Raw genomic sequence first — 15,650 nt, 5'->3', positions numbered from 1 at the left:
GATGCAAGGCGATAGGCTATATGAGCGTTAATTGTGCTTACAAATCTTATTAATCAAAATCGATACTGTGCTCTTTATGTAGACGTCGACACGCGCTGCCATCACTATGGAATAGATGACAACGATGAGCCGCCAATCCAATAGCAAAGTTATCCCCCGCTTCTACAGGTAAGGTGTCTGGTGCACGGTAGATTACATCCGCATCTGCGCTATCTAGGTGTAGATAAATTTGAGTTTCGTTGCCGAGCTTTTCAACGATCTGGATCTCACCTTCGATAGTAGCATCCGCTTGCTCCGCATTGAGCAGATGTTCTGGTCGAATACCGAGAGACATACGTTCACCTTTGTTAACGGTGGTGCCATCTACCGGAATCCACAGTGTTGCGCCATTAGAGAGTTTCACCAATACTTGTTCTTTTTCGCAATCTTCAATTTGAACGCTAATAAAGTTCATTTTTGGTGAGCCGATAAAGCCAGCCACAAAACGATTTTCTGGGTAGTGATAAAGCTCAAGAGGTTTACCCACTTGAGAAACAAAACCTTCGTCCAATACTACGATTTTATCCGCCATTGTCATTGCTTCTACCTGATCATGAGTCACATAGATCATGGTGCAGCCCAACTGGCGTTGTAGTTTAGTTATTTCACTGCGCATGTTTACCCGCAGTGCAGCGTCTAGATTTGATAACGGTTCATCAAGTAAAAAGACATTTGGTTGAGAGACTAACGTTCGGCCAATAGCGACACGTTGGCGTTGACCACCGGATAGCGCTTTAGGCTGGCGATCAAGTAGGTGACCTAGTTGCAATATCTCAGCGGCGTGAGTCACACGTTTGTCCACTTCGCTTTTGCTTGCTTTGGCTAGCTTAAGGCCGAAAGACATGTTGTCGTATAAATTAAGGTGAGGATAAAGAGCATAAGACTGAAACACCATGCCAACCCCACGCTTAGATGGTTCAATGTCATTCATGCGCTGTTCACCAATATAGAGGTCACCGGAGGTGATGTCTTCTAAACCAGCGATGCAACGTAGAAGTGTTGATTTGCCACAGCCAGATGGCCCAACAAATACAACAAATTCACCTTCTTGGATCTCAAGATCAACATTCTTTGAGATAAGTACGTCGCCATACGCTTTACACACATTTTTTAAAGTGACGCTTGCCATCTAGCTTGTCCTCGATTTATTTTTAATCTATCGCCTTGTCATAGGGTTTGGCGGGCAATAAAAGTATCAAACTGTTTTATAGAATCAAATGGTTAAAAATAGAGGTGATGCAGTACATCAGTAACTAGCATCACCTTGTTGTACCAATAACAGGTTAACTTCCCTCTTCACGTTATTGAACACTCCCCCGTAAATAAATACATCTGCGTTCAAATCAGTGTCAGTTAACCTATCCGGCATCGTAAATCTGCTCCTTACCTTCATTAACTATTGCAGAAACGTAACGAAGATATAGCGCGGATAAAAGCTTCTAACCATCCTCTCTTGGATAGTGACAGTGTTATTGAATCGTGCACTAGATACATCCTCCTGAATGGCATTTATTCAGGGGGAGTAGTGGGGGAGGAGGCGTAGAAGGGGGTTAAAATCGAATTAGGATCTAGTTCAAACTTTTATACCAAGTTAGTGTGATGTGAATCGCTTTGAAAGCTTCTTATGTGATCGTGATCGCTAATCTTGTCTGATGAAGATCACGAAAACATTGGATGTTGATAGGGGCGTAGAATCTAGGATGATGATTCTAAGGCCTTTCTTATAGATGATAGCGGCACGCTGGTTACATTTTTAGATGAAAGCATTTTGACGTTATTTAGCGGATCCAGATTTACTGTTTAGTTTCAAATTTGGCATGTTGTCTGAATAGCCCTACATCACAATATAAAAAGGATACAATCATGAAGAAAACCCTGACTACTGTTGCGGTTTGCACATTGGCTGCACTAGGTTCACTTAGTGCGAATGCGGCTATTGAAGAAGGTCAACTTACTATCTGGATCAATGGTGACAAAGGTTACAACGGATTGGCTGAAGTAGGTAAAAAATTCGAAGAAGAGACTGGCATCCAAGTGACAGTTGCACACCCAGATGCATTGCAAGACAAGTTCCCACAAACAGCAGCAACAGGTGACGGTCCAGATATCGTATTTTGGGCGCATGATCGTTTCGGTAGTTACGCTGAAGCAGGTCTTCTTGTTGAAGTAAAACCATCTAAAGAGATTAAAGATGGCGTAGTAGACTTTGCATGGGATGCAGTAACATACGATGGTAAATTTATCGGCTACCCAGTAGCGGTAGAAGCACTCTCTCTTATCTACAACAAAGATCTTGTTGCTACCCCTCCTAAAAACTGGGAAGAAGTGGCGGCATTAGATGCCAAACTGAAGAAAGATGGTAAATCAGCCATCATGTGGAACTTAAAAGAACCGTACTTCACATGGCCATTGATGGCTGCTGATGGCGGCTATGCCTTCAAGTACAACTCTACGGGCTATGATGTTAAAGATGCGGGTATCGCTAACAGCGGTGTTCAATCATCGATGAACTTTGTGAAAAGCTTAGTTGACCAAGGCGTTATCTCTGCTGACATGGACTATTCAGTCTCTGAGTCAGAATTTAACAAAGGCAATGTTGCCATGACGATTAACGGTCCTTGGGCATGGGGTAACGTTGAGAAGTCTGGAATTAACTATGGCGTTACTACTTTACCTAAGTTTAATGGCCAATCATCGAAACCATTTGTTGGTATCTTAACTGCGGGTATTAGCACGGCATCACCAAACCAAGATCTTGCCGTTGAATTTATTGAAAACTACCTACTGACAAACGAAGGTCTTGAGAAAGTAAACAACGACAAACCATTAGGCGCCGTTGCGCTTAACTCCTTCCAAAAAGAGCTGGATAGTGATGCACGTATTGCGGCAACGATGGACAACGCAATGCACGGTGAAATCATGCCAAATATCCCACAAATGGGTGCCTTCTGGGGCGCAGCGAAAAACGCTATTGTGAACATTGTTGACGGTCGCCAGTCTGTTGATTCAGCTCTTGCTGATGCAGAAAAGCAGATGACGAAGTAAACAGCGATAAAGTCACAACCCATAGTAAATGAAAACCACCCAAGCCCTATACGAGTTAGATGCAAAATTGTGTTGCTTGGGTGTATAACCTTTTTGAGGAGAGGGTAACCTCTCCTTATTTTAATATTTACCGCTAGCAGGTTCTCTTATGCAGTCAGTTCAAGATACTGGTGCCGCAGCATCAACTACTATGCCTTCAAGTCAGAAAGTGTTTATAAAATGGGCGCTACTGGCAACGGTTGGTATTGTAAACGGCTATGCCACCATATTAATGTATTCCCGAGGTGAGGTTGCTTTCGCACTACTTACCGTGGTGTTAACCGCCCTAGCACTTTATATTTTTGGTAGTAAGAAAACGTACGCGCATCGCTATATCTATCCTGGAATTGCAGGGATGATATTGTTTATTCTGTTTCCTTTGGCTTATACGGTAGGGTTGGCATTCACCAACTACAGTGCCAAAAACCAGCTCTCCCTAGAGCGGGCGCAATCAGTACTCCTTGATAGAACCTATCAAAGTGGCGACAGTTACCCTTTTTCTCTTTATAAAACCGACAATGGTCATCGAATTGTTATTACCCAAAATGAACAACTGTTGGCGACCCCTGAGTTTACCCTGCAGGGATTCTCTGAAAATGATTTGGATCTCGCTCCAGTAGCTGAAGTTCAAGGTGAAAAAGAGAAAATTAAGACCATCATTAAGAACCGCTCATCGTTAAGCAATGTTGATTTACATATGCCTGATGGTGGTGATATTCGAATGAATGGTTTACGAAAGTTTGCCTCTGTTGTTCCTTTATACCGTCTAGAAGATGATGGTTTAACTCTTATAAACAACAGTAATGGCGAGATAGTTAAGCCCAATATGGATGTGGGTTATTACCAACCTGTTGATCAAGATGGTGCTTTTATCGGCAACACTATATCTCCTGGCTTCATTGTAAATGTCAGTACTGCAAACTTTGAGCGAGTTTGGAAAGACGACGGAATTAAAGAGCCTTTTATTGCCATATTCATCTGGACCGTGGTGTTTTCTGCATTAACGGTTGGTTTAACTCTGGTAATCGGTTTAGTTTTAGCGAGCATCGTGCAGTGGGAAGAGCTGAAAGGTCGTGCACTATATCGAGTGCTATTAATACTGCCTTATGCGGTACCTGCTTTTATCTCAATACTTATCTTTAAAGGCTTATTTAACCAAAGTTTTGGTGAGATAAATATGGTGTTAGAAGCGATGTTTGGTATTAGCCCTAACTGGTTCTCAGACCCAGTGTTGGCAAGAACCATGGTCGTTATAGTGAATACATGGTTAGGTTTCCCTTACATGATGATTCTCTGTATGGGACTGCTTAAAGCCATTCCAGAAGATCTCTATGAAGCATCAGCTATTGACGGCGCCGGTCCATTTAGGAATTTTACGCGGATAACCTTGCCGCTGATGATGAAACCATTAACACCGTTACTAATTGCCAGTTTTGCCTTTAACTTTAATAACTTTGTCATGATTTACCTATTAACAAAGGGCGGGCCAAACATGATTGGAACGACTGAACCAGCTGGTTACACCGACCTTTTGGTGAGTTACACCTACCGTATCGCGTTTGAAGGTAATGGCGGTCAGGACTTTGGCTTAGCCAGTGCGATAGCAACACTAATTTTCTTACTGGTGGGTGGCTTAGCGCTACTGAACCTTAGATTCACTAAGCTTTCTCAAGATTAAGGAGCAATAATATGGCAATGGTACAAGGCAAAAACCTTAAATATCGTGTCTGGGCAACGCATATTGCTCTTTGGATATTTTTATCGTTAATTATCTTTCCTTTACTGATGGTGATCGCCATTTCATTCCGTGAAGGTAACTTTGCTACTGGGAGTTTGATTCCAGAGAACCCGTCACTGGAACACTGGAAGTTGGCTCTAGGCTTCTCCGTTACTAATGCGGATGGAACGGTAACACCACCGCCATTTCCTGTTCTAACATGGTTATGGAATTCAGTGAAGATCGCAGGTATCTCATCAATATTTATTGTTTGCTTGTCGACAACGTCTGCTTATGCGTTTGCTCGTATGCGATTTTCCGGCAAGAACACAATACTAAAAGCGATGATGATTTTTCAGATGTTTCCAGCAGTACTTGCTTTGGTTGCGATGTATGCCTTGTTTGATAAGCTTGGGCAATACATACCATTCTTAGGTTTAAACACCCATGGCGGTCTGATTTTCTCATATTTAGGGGGCATTGCCCTGCATGTGTGGACCATTAAAGGGTATTTTGAAACGATTGATAACTCATTAGAAGAAGCCGCAGCGCTAGATGGTGCGACGCCATGGCAGGCGTTCCGCTTAGTTCTATTGCCATTATCTGTGCCGATTCTTGCTGTGGTATTTATTTTGGCCTTCATTGCGACGGTAGGCGAAGTCCCAGTGGCATCACTGTTGCTGTCGGATGTAGATAAATACACCTTGGCAGTGGGTATGCAGCAATACTTATATCCGCAAAACTACTTGTGGGGTGACTTTGCTGCTGCGGCTGTATTATCAGCGGTTCCGATTACGGTTGTATTCTTATTGGCGCAACGTTGGCTGGTGGGTGGTTTAACCGCTGGTGGTGTAAAAGGGTAGTCTTACGATATAAATGCGTGTCCATATTGGGCACGCATTTAACGAATAATTACCATTTTATTTTTTATGGTTATTGAATAATTATCTCAGCAGCTATACATTGCATCACGTTGGTAGAGAAAAATGTCGTCGTGATGGTTACTGGATGAATATCGAACATGATGTATAGCTATGTAGCAAGACAGCCCATATTAAATGCTGCCCTTAAAACGGTAGGCTATGAGCTGTTGTTTCGAAATAGCGAGGAGAATGTTTTTCCTGACCAAACCAGTGCCAATAGAGCGACCTATCGACTCATCACTGAAAACTTTCTGTCCCTCGGAACTAACCCCAACTATCTCCTCTCTCGCTGTTTTATTAACTTTCCTCAACTTAGTTTGACTCGATTACTTCCTCTCTCTCTGCCTAAAGAGAAAATAGTGGTGGAGATTTTAGAAACGTGTCAGCCAAATGATGAACTATTTAGCGCCATTAAACACTTACATCGCAACGGTTATATCATTGCCTTGGATGATTTTAATGGAGGCGAAGAGTGGGAACGGTTTATCCCTTACGCCCATATTATTAAACTGGACTTAACCGCTATTGGAATAGATAGAGCGTGTGATATTGTCGCAGACAGAAAGAGGCAAGGAGATAAAACCGCATTTTTGGCAGAAAGAGTAGAGAGTAAAGACGATTTTGATAAAGCGAATCAAGCCGGTTTTCGTTTTTTCCAAGGCTATTTCTTTAGTAAGCCGATTATTGAAAAGAACAAATACGTTAGCCCGAAACACGCAATTGCATTACAACTTTTTCAGGAAGTGTGTAGTGCAGAAGTAAATTTTACAAAAGTGGAGATGCTTGTTTCTCAAGATGTCTCGATCTCCTACAAATTGCTCCGTTTTGTCAATGCTGCCAGCCCAAGACTGCGAAACCCTATTACCTCTTTTAAACAGGCATTGATCTATTTAGGTGAGGATCAATTAAGAGTATTCGTTGCACTTACGACGGCTTCTTATGTATCGAGTAACAAACCACGCGAGCTGATTAATTTATCCATGCAGCGAGCGCATTTTTGTCAGCAGATGTCAAAACGACCCGCCTGCAAGGAAGACTCTCAACAAGCGTTTATTGTTGGGTTGTTTTCTCTTCTTGATGCGCTACTGGATAATGACATTGAAACCTTGATAGAGGCTCTGCCGCTTGATGAGAATATTCGTTATGCCATTACCCAACGTCGGGGCGTTCTTGGAGAACTTCTAAAGCTTGGGGAGTATTTTGAAATGGCAGATTGGCCAAATGTTGAAAGCCTTTGTGAAAAACTGAAAATAGAGCTGCAAGAGACAGTGGATGAACTGCTAAAAGCCCAGAAGTGGAGTCAAGAGATGGAGAAGCATTTTAGAACAACCATCACTGCTTCTGATGGCTAAACCAACCGCTGAAAAAATAGTTGCGAAAAGTGAACAGAGCGTAAAGCCCAAATGGAATTCAGAACTCTCTACTGGATGGAGCACAGCCTACATACTGCATTAGTACGTAAATACTCTCTTCATTGAGGGCCACTTTTCTAAATAGATCGGCGAAAACAAAATCTCCCCCGAAACAGGTATGAATGTAGTGGTTGATATCGCGATGATCATATCCTTCAATATGCAAACTACGAACCCATTGATACTCCACTGCGTGTGGGTTGCTAATGGTTTTATCGCTTAAGGTAATATGCAGTGATGTATTGCTCAAAATAGATCCTAGCCATAATCGGGTGACTAGGATTTAAGCAAAACAGTATTAAAAAATCATGACAATTATATGAAACTCTTTTGATTGCGGACGTTATTTTAGCATCTTAACGTGCATTTCCATCTCTTCACCGATCTCTTTTCTCATGTTCATCAGTTTAACCGCCGAGTCTCTTAGCTTAATATCTTCATCGGTTTCTGGATCCCATTGCGGTACTTTTGTTGGTTTACCGTTGGCATCCACTGCAACCATTATGACAATACAGTGTGTTGTTAAGACGTTGTTCAGCTCTTTAGGATCGCTGGCCTGAACATCTAACGCGATGTGCATAGAGGAGGTTCCGGTATAGATCACCTTGGCACTGACTTCCACCAAATTGCCTACATGAATTGGTGCAACAAATCGAATTCCCCCAGCATAAGCCGTAATACAGTATTTACCACTCCAACCTGCAGCGCATGCATAGGCCGCTAAATCAATCCATTTCATTACGGCGCCGCCGTGCACCTTGCCGCCAAAATTTACATCAGCAGGCTCTGCTAAAAAACGTAGGGTGACATCTCTCTGTTTTCCACTCATTTCTTTATCCTTATGTGGGAGAACGGTTGTTATCGCTTTGGGTATAAGAGTATAGGAGTACTTTGCACATAGATCAGCAAATAATCAAACAGTTAAAGCTAGTTTGATTGTGTAACGCACCGTTAATTGGCACAATTCAGAAATGGTTCCTTCAAATCAAGCAAGATATGCGAATTCTACACACTTCAGACTGGCATTTAGGGCAAAACTTTTTCAATAAGAGTCGAAAATCTGAGCATCAAGCTTTCATTGATTGGTTGTTGGCTCAAGTAGAGGAAAAGGCGATAGATGCGGTAATTGTTGCTGGAGACATCTTCGACTCCGGTACACCGCCAAGTTATGCCCGTGAACTCTATAACCAGTTTGTGGTAGATATCAATCAGCTTGGTTGTCAGTTGATTCTCTTGGGTGGCAACCATGACTCTGTTGCCACACTGAATGAATCTAAACCGTTACTGAACTGTTTAAATGCTCATGTCATCGCCAATACCAGCGAGCAGTTGGATGAACAAATTATCCAAATAAAAGATAAAAATAAACAAGTCGGTGCGTTATTGTGTGCGGTTCCTTTTGTACGTGCTAGGGATGTGATGCGCAGCCAAGCAGGGGATTCCGGAGTAGAGAAGCAACAACAGCTTGGTGTTGCTATTAAAGAACATTATCACGCCTTGTACCAAAGAGCTCAGCAGCTAAAGCAACAGCATAACTGGCAGGTTCCAATTATTGCTACAGGGCATTTAACTGCGGTAGGGGTAACAACCACTGACTCGGAAAGAGACATTTATATAGGAACGCTAGACGGTTTCTCTGCCGATGGATTCCCTGATGCCGACTACATTGCTCTAGGGCATATTCATCGTCCACAAATCGTCGCCAAGAAACAGCATATTCGTTATTGCGGCTCTCCCATTGCACTGAGTTTTGACGAACTGTCATCTCCTAAACAGGTGGTTGTGGTTGAGTTTTCAGATGATAACCAAGCCATTATTGAACCTGTAGAGGTGCCTATGTTTCAAAAAATGGCCGTGTTAAAAGGGGATTTGCCGTCCATAGAACAGCAGTTGAATGATGGACAATTTAGTGGTGATGAGACGGTTTGGTTGGCGATTGAAGTTGAAATACAGGACTTTTTGTCTGATCTGCAACAGAGAATTCATACATTGACTGAAGAGCTGAATGTTGATGTGTTGCAGTTACGCCGAGCGCGAGGAAATAACAACAAAAGCTTAGTGCGAGAAGAGACAGAGACCTTAGCGGAACTAACCCCATTGGATGTATTTAATAAGCGGCTAGAGATGGAAAGCTTTGAGGGAGAAGGGGAACAACAGCGAATGGCTCGTATTAAAACGCAATTTAAGCAGGTTCTCGGTGGGCTTCAAGATAGGGAGCCAAAGGAATGAAAATTCTAAGCTTACGTTTTAAAAACATCAATTCACTTAAAGGTGAGTGGAAAATCGATTTTACTCAACCGCCTTTTTCAGAATATGGCTTGTTTGCTATTACTGGCCCTACTGGTGCGGGAAAAACCACGATTTTAGACGCAATTTGTGTCGCTCTGTATCAAGAGACACCACGGCTGGATGTTATTTCCGCCACCAGTAATGAACTTATGACCCGTGGAACTACGGAGTGTTTATCTGAGGTTGAGTTTGAAGTAAAAGGTCAAGCATATCGTTCGTTCTGGAGCATGAAGCGTGCTCGTGGCAAAGTGGATGGAAAACTGCAACCTGCAACGGTGGAGCTAGCAGAAGTAGCATCAGGTAAAGTACTTGCCACGCAAGTGAAAAAGAAGAACGAGTTAACAAAACAGATAACAGGGTTGGATTTTAGTCGATTTACCAAATCGATGTTGCTGTCTCAGGGGCAGTTCGCCGCGTTTTTAAATGCGAAAGAAGCCGAGAGAGCTGAACTACTTGAAGAGTTAACGGGCACCGAGATCTACAGCGAAATATCTAAAAGCGTTCATGAGAAATATAGCGAAGCAAAACTTGAATTAACGGCACTGGAATCAGAAGCCAATGGCGTTCAGCTGTTAACAGAACAACAACTACAAGCAATCGCAGCGGAAGCTGAGAGCCTAAAGGGTAGCCAGCAAAAAAATAAGCAACAGCTTGAATCGATCAAAGCCAACCTAACTTGGCTGGTGACGATGGATAAACTGAGCAAAAGCAAACATGATGCGGAATCTGACTGCAAGCTGGCTCAAGCTAATATTGATAATGCCCAGCCAGCATTAAGTAAGTTAGCCAATAGTGAACCTGCCGAGAAACTTCGTGCGGCGTACTTGCTGCGACAAGAAGCGGTCGCCAGCCATCAGCTACTAGATAATCAGCTTATCGATAAAAAACAACATATTGAGCACTTGACGGAAAAGACCAAGCAGCATGAGAAACAGATGCAGCTTGCTAACGAAAAACTGCACGCCACAAAGCAAGAGAGTAGCCAGTTTGAGACGCTGATTAATCAGCACATCATCCCATTAGACAATCAAATAAAGTTAGAAGTCAGTAAGTTAGAAACATTAGAGAAAAGTACCACTGGCATTGAACAAGAGCTGGAAGGCATTAATGACTTACATCAGCGAACGATAACTGATAAACAAAATGTTGAGCAGAGTATAACGGCCATTCAACAGTATCAAACTCAGCATCAGCAAGATAAACAGCTGGCGAGCAACATTGAAAAATGGACAGAACAACTAGCGCAGTTGCAGCGACAACAGCAGCAAGTGGATGAGCTAAAACAGAGTCATCAACTGGCGAACAAGGCGATTGTTGAACAAAATAACCAGATTAAACAGACGGTAGCGAAGCAACAACAGAGTGCTGCTGAACTGGCTGAGAAACAGCAACAGCTTACTAATATTGACCAGCAACTTCAGCTGCTCAATGAGCAACATAAGAGTCAGCAGTCATTACCACAACTTGAACATCAATTAGGTGAACAGAACCAAACTATTGCGTCACTGCAGCATCTTCATCATCTGCAAAATCAATGGGTTAGCTACCAGCAAGAGAATCAGCAAAAGCAGCAGTTCTTATCTGAGGCTCAGCAGAAGCAGCAGTCGTTAGAGTCAGAACGACTGCATCTGGCTGAAAGTTATCGCACGCAGAAAAAGCTGCTGAGCAATATCGATGAGTTGATTGAAAAAGAGCAGAAGTTACTGAAACAAGAACAGGTACTGGCAAGCTATCGTGCTCAACTGGAACAGAATCATCCGTGTCCTCTGTGTGGTTCAATTGAACACCCATTCGCGGTTGAACAAGGGCGAGTTGAGCCTTCGGCAACCGAAGAAGAGAAAAAACAGGCTGAGTTGCAACTGTCATCAATTGAGACCAAAGGCAAAGAGATTAGACATGAACTGGAGTCTCTGTTGCGCCGAATTGAAGATGAGCAAAAACGAGTGGTGTGGCTAGAGCAGCAGCAACAGTCATTAGTTGAGCAGTGGCAGTCGACAATTCAAGTAATTCATTACCCTCATGGAATAGATAATGAGAGTTTGTTGAAGGCGTTTGCTTATGAGCAAGAGAATCTCCGCAACCAACTATCAGAGTTAACGGTAAAAGTCAGGCATCTCGTGGACCAACAGCAAAATATGAAGGATCAAGTTAACCTTGCGGTTCAGTCTCATCATCAAGCTGATTCGGCAGTGAAACTGTTAAATCAACAGCTTGAGCACGATGAAAAACGTTGTACGGAGTTATCTAACCAGATAAACAAAGCCGTTAACGAAAAAGAGCAAGGCAGCGAACAGCTATTTGGTGATATTGCACAGTGTGGTTTTGTTATCGAGCCGCATAGTGATTTGACCGTCTGGTTGCAACAAAAACGAGAAGATCTGGTGCTTTGGCAGCACAAGGAAAATGAGTTGAAAGGGTGTGAGCAAGAAAATGCCGCTTTACTCTCCAACATTACTATTCAAGCTCAACGTATTTCAGAACTTAATAAAGAGCTGGAACAGATCAACAAGCAGCTACTTGCTCAGCAAGTGACGCTCAATGAACTGGTCTCTAAGCGGCACGATCTGTTTGGTGAACGAGTGGTTAGTACCGAACGGGAACGAATTGAGAAATTGCTACGGACTGGCGAAGAACAACATAAACAGACTGAGCTTGCCCTGCAGCAAGTTCAACAGCAACAAAACGCCTTGGAAGGAGAAATTAAGGCGCTGACATCAAATCTGCAAGCTGCGACAGAAAAGCGACAACAGCAGCAAGAGAGTTGGCAGCAGCAGTTAACCCAGAGTCCCTTTGAATCAGAAGCGGCCTTCCAAGCTGCTTTGATTGATCAAGAAGAACGCGAGCAATTAAGGGAGCTGAAACAGACTCTTGAGCAACATGCCTCCAATGCGAAAGCACTACTTCAAGCAGCCAACGAGCAGTACCAAGAGTTGTTGGAGGAGAGCAATGCCGAACAGTATCAGCAAGCGGATAGAGAGAGTTTACAAGATGAGAATGAAAAATTGTCACTACTCATTGAACAGACGACGCGTAGAGAAGGTGAACTAGCGAACGAAGTGCAAGCGGATGAGAAGCGTAGAGTAGAGAAGCGCAATCTGTTTGATAAAATTGAGCATCAGCGAACGGCTTACGATGATATACAGTATCTGCACTCGTTAATAGGGTCGAGTAATGGCGATAAGTTTCGCAAATTTGCTCAGGGCTTAACCTTGGACAATCTGGTCTATTTAGCCAATCAACAACTTAATCGACTACACGGTCGCTACCAGCTAAAACGCAGTGAGTCAGAAGGGTTAGAGTTGTCGGTACTGGATACGTGGCAGGCTGATGCCATTAGGGATACCAAAACACTCTCTGGAGGAGAGAGTTTTCTAGTGAGTTTAGCGCTAGCTCTAGGCTTGTCTGATTTGGTTAGCCATAAAACCAGTATAGATTCACTGTTTTTAGATGAAGGTTTTGGCACGCTAGATAGCGAAACGTTAGATCTTGCTTTAGATGCATTAGATAGCTTAAATGCATCAGGAAAAATGATTGGTGTTATTAGCCATATAGAGGCAATGAAAGAACGCATCCCAGTTCAACTGAAAGTAAAGAAAAAATCAGGCTTAGGGGTGAGTGAGCTAGATGCTCAATTTAGAGTGGCTGCTGTATAACGGGCTATATATTTTAATATTCAATAACAGGGATAAATATGAAATTTAATGTGTACTTGTCGGGTGAAATTCATACCGATTGGCGTGAGCAGATTATTACTGGCTGTAAAGAGAAAGGGCTAGATATTGACTTCACCTCAGCAAATACGGTTCATGAGTCAAGTGATGCGGCAGGCGATGGTTTAGGTGAAGAGTCTCAACAGTATTGGCGAGATCATAAATCGGCGAAGGTGAACGCGATTCGTATTCAAAAAGCGATTAAGTCTTGTGATCTGGCAGTGATTCGTTTTGGCAATCAGTACAAGCAATGGAACGCTGCATTTGATGCCGGTTACTGCGCTGCATTAGGTAAGCCCTATATTACATTGCATGATGAAAGCATCATTCACCCTCTTAAAGAGGTAGACGCATCCGCTCAAGGTTGGGCGACAACGCCTCAGCAGATTGTCGATATTTTGGCTTATACTGTGTCTGACCAGTAATAGATAACCTTTTAGAAGAAGGCTGTGCCCTTTTGTTGAAGATGTTAGAATATCGTTTTATTTTGATTGATGTTTAATAGGTAGTGTAATGAATCCGATTCTTGAGATACTGAAAGAGAATAATATTAGTGACAAGCAGATCAGCGAGCTTTTTGAAGTGTTGACACAAAACCCTTTAGCGGCGATGGCAACAATTGGTCAACTCGGTTTACCTCAAGATAAACTCCAGCTTTTAATGGGGCAAGTAATGCAAAACCCTGCATTAATTAAAGAAGCGGTTAACGAACTTGGGCTAGACTTTTCAAAAGTTGAAGCGGCAAAAGAGCAACTGCAAAAGTAGTTTGATGATAGAAGATCATAACTGATATAACTCGCCCTTAGGGAGTGTATCTAGAGGTTACTTTAGTGGTGTCGTTATGATCTTTTTTCAACCACACATTACAGGCACGATGTTAGGATACATGGCTATAGAAGATCCATAACCCAACGCCAATAAGCACTATTCCACCAAACGTTTCTGCTCGCCTACCAATAAGTGAGCCAAGGGCACTTCCCAACATAATTCCGATAGTGACCATGGTAAACGTCGCTGCTCCAATTAAGCCCGCTGCCAAAACAATATTCACCTCTATAAATGCCAAACTAACACCAACTGCCATTGCATCAGTGCTGGTTCCAAGAGCGGTTAATACAACTAACGCTAATGACATTTTCTTCGTGGGGGCAGCCTCATCTTCGCTTGGCTTTAGGCTCTGGTAGATCATGTGAACGCCTAAACCTGTTAATAAGATAAGAGCTATCCAGTGATCCCATGCTTCAATAAGATGAGATGCGGATCTGCCTATTAGCCAGCCGATAACGGGGGTTGTCGCTTCTACAATACCGAAAATAACTCCTAGCTTTAACGCGTCAATAAAACGGGGACTTTTGATTTTGACCCCTTTACCTATTGCGGCTGCAAAAGCGTCTGTAGACATTGCAAAAGCAAGGACGATTAAAGCGAAGATGTTCATTTAGTTCCTACTGAGAAGTTTGAGTTGATATGAGTATTGAGCCTTTAAGCCGTGACATGAATGGACTGCTAATTTATAGAGTCGGCGAGTCTAGCAAAGTTGTGTTTTTATAACAAACTCGATGATCAAACTATTGTTTGATATTAGCAGAGAGACAGTTTTAAACTATTTTTTGATAGCATAAATTTATTATAATCATAATTAATGATAATTTTTCATAATGTACAGATGCTCATATACTGATTCCAACAAAACAGCAGTTAACCTCAGTCAGGGATAGTAAAGCCAAGATCGTCATTCAATAAAGATTTTATTGCTTTGATTTTAAACAGTTTGGTGCCAAAGGCACCAACTGACAGGCTGAAATTTCTGAGATGAGATTATTTAGTCACCTAATTTGGGAATATAGTATGAAAATGAATCACGTAGGTATAATGGTTGGCAACATGGATAAAGCGGTAGAGTTTTATACCAATGCGCTGGGCCTAAAAGTTGTGATGGGAAATACCAAGGTTGAAGAAGAACGCGAAACAGCAATTGGTAGAATGTGCGTCGCTGTCTTTGGAGAAGGCTTCAAGGGGTTTAATATTGCACACCTAGTGACCACTGACGGAATTGGTGTTGAACTATTTGAAATGAAACAGCGTGATGAGAGACATGTGGTTGATTTCTCAAGACTCGGTATCTTCCATTTTTGTCTTCAAACCGATGACTTTGCCGGTGCGATAGAAAGAACTGAGAAATTTGGCGGTAAAGTGAGAATGGATATTATGCGCTATCATCCAGAAGATGATAACAAACCAGCTAAAATGGTCTATCTAGAAGACCCGTTTGGTAACTTGTTTGAACTTTATTCGCATACTTATGAAGAGACCTACTCGTCTGAATACGAGTAATGTTACAGACAGTTAAGTATTGAGAAAAGATTGGCTTTAACGTCAATTTTTTTCTTTTTATATCAACAAGTTGATATAGAGTGGCTTTTCTTCTTGCATCAGTTTTATTACGGTTGTTGGTGCATGCAGGCACAATGGCAGA

13 protein-coding genes are annotated in these 15,650 nt (G+C 42.4%); 9 read left to right on the top strand and 4 right to left on the bottom strand.

Annotated elements, in window-relative coordinates:
* Window positions 1–49: 49 nt before the first annotated feature.
* Window positions 50–1,168 carry a maltose/maltodextrin ABC transporter ATP-binding protein MalK gene (malK, locus tag F0227_RS00165; protein ID WP_171751123.1) on the bottom strand — a complete coding sequence of 373 codons (1,119 nt, stop codon included), beginning with the start codon at window positions 1,166–1,168 and terminating at the stop codon, window positions 50–52.
* A gap of 734 nt (window positions 1,169–1,902) precedes the next feature.
* On the opposite strand from malK, the gene malE reads away from it, so the two are divergent.
* The 4 genes from malE (at window position 1,903) to F0227_RS00145 (ending at window position 7,115) form a co-directional block, all read left to right on the top strand.
* On the top strand, window positions 1,903–3,084 hold the full coding sequence (gene malE / locus F0227_RS00160) for a maltose/maltodextrin ABC transporter substrate-binding protein MalE (RefSeq protein ID WP_171751122.1): 1,182 nt from the start codon (window positions 1,903–1,905) through the stop codon (window positions 3,082–3,084).
* Window positions 3,085–3,232: 148 nt separating this feature from the next.
* On the top strand, window positions 3,233–4,801 hold the full coding sequence (gene malF, locus F0227_RS00155) for a maltose ABC transporter permease MalF (protein ID WP_171751121.1): 1,569 nt from the start codon (window positions 3,233–3,235) through the stop codon (window positions 4,799–4,801).
* An 11-nt stretch (window positions 4,802–4,812) separates the two neighbouring features.
* A complete protein-coding gene (gene malG, locus F0227_RS00150; protein ID WP_171751120.1) occupies window positions 4,813–5,703 on the top strand; it encodes a maltose ABC transporter permease MalG in 891 nt (296 codons plus the stop codon).
* 158 nt (window positions 5,704–5,861) lie between these two features.
* Window positions 5,862–7,115 carry an HDOD domain-containing protein gene (locus F0227_RS00145; protein WP_171751119.1) on the top strand — a complete coding sequence of 418 codons (1,254 nt, stop codon included), beginning with the start codon at window positions 5,862–5,864 and terminating at the stop codon, window positions 7,113–7,115.
* 58 nt (window positions 7,116–7,173) lie between these two features.
* Here the strand turns inward: F0227_RS00145 and F0227_RS00140 are convergent, their stop codons facing one another.
* Window positions 7,174–7,425 (bottom strand): hypothetical protein, encoded by a 252-nt coding sequence (locus F0227_RS00140; RefSeq protein WP_253821995.1) that lies wholly within the window; start codon window positions 7,423–7,425, stop codon window positions 7,174–7,176.
* 93 nt (window positions 7,426–7,518) lie between these two features.
* Entirely contained in the window at window positions 7,519–8,004 is a 486-nt protein-coding gene (locus F0227_RS00135) for an acyl-CoA thioesterase (RefSeq protein WP_171751118.1), read from the bottom strand.
* A 167-nt stretch (window positions 8,005–8,171) separates the two neighbouring features.
* Between F0227_RS00135 and sbcD the strand changes: the two genes are divergently transcribed.
* The 4 genes from sbcD to F0227_RS00115 all read left to right on the top strand — a co-directional run bounded on the left by sbcD (window position 8,172) and on the right by F0227_RS00115 (window position 13,939).
* A complete protein-coding gene (sbcD, locus tag F0227_RS00130) occupies window positions 8,172–9,404 on the top strand; it encodes an exonuclease subunit SbcD (protein ID WP_171751117.1) in 1,233 nt (410 codons plus the stop codon).
* Window positions 9,401–13,117, top strand: coding sequence for an AAA family ATPase (locus tag F0227_RS00125; RefSeq protein WP_171751116.1), 3,717 nt, complete (start codon window positions 9,401–9,403; stop codon window positions 13,115–13,117). Before sbcD ends, F0227_RS00125 begins: the two co-directional genes overlap by 4 nt.
* A 38-nt stretch (window positions 13,118–13,155) precedes the next feature.
* Complete coding sequence (locus F0227_RS00120; protein WP_171751115.1) at window positions 13,156–13,599, top strand: YtoQ family protein; 444 nt, start codon at window positions 13,156–13,158, stop codon at window positions 13,597–13,599.
* Window positions 13,600–13,687: 88 nt separating this feature from the next.
* Window positions 13,688–13,939, top strand: coding sequence for a DUF2999 family protein (locus tag F0227_RS00115; RefSeq protein ID WP_171751114.1), 252 nt, complete (start codon window positions 13,688–13,690; stop codon window positions 13,937–13,939).
* Window positions 13,940–14,051: 112 nt separating this feature from the next.
* Here F0227_RS00115 and F0227_RS00110 read toward each other — a convergent pair whose 3' ends face one another.
* Window positions 14,052–14,612: a manganese efflux pump MntP family protein gene (locus tag F0227_RS00110; protein ID WP_171751113.1), complete on the bottom strand. Its 561-nt coding sequence runs from the start codon at window positions 14,610–14,612 to the stop codon at window positions 14,052–14,054.
* A gap of 410 nt (window positions 14,613–15,022) precedes the next feature.
* On the opposite strand from F0227_RS00110, the gene F0227_RS00105 reads away from it, so the two are divergent.
* Window positions 15,023–15,508, top strand: coding sequence for a VOC family protein (locus F0227_RS00105; protein ID WP_171751112.1), 486 nt, complete (start codon window positions 15,023–15,025; stop codon window positions 15,506–15,508).
* Window positions 15,509–15,650: the final 142 nt, after the last annotated feature.

The sequence above is a fragment of the Vibrio sp. 99-8-1 genome (assembly GCF_013114595.1).
Classification (GTDB): domain Bacteria; phylum Pseudomonadota; class Gammaproteobacteria; order Enterobacterales; family Vibrionaceae; genus Vibrio.
The sequence above is the reverse complement of the archived record's forward strand: the minus strand, read 5'-3'. Positions and strand labels throughout refer to the sequence as shown.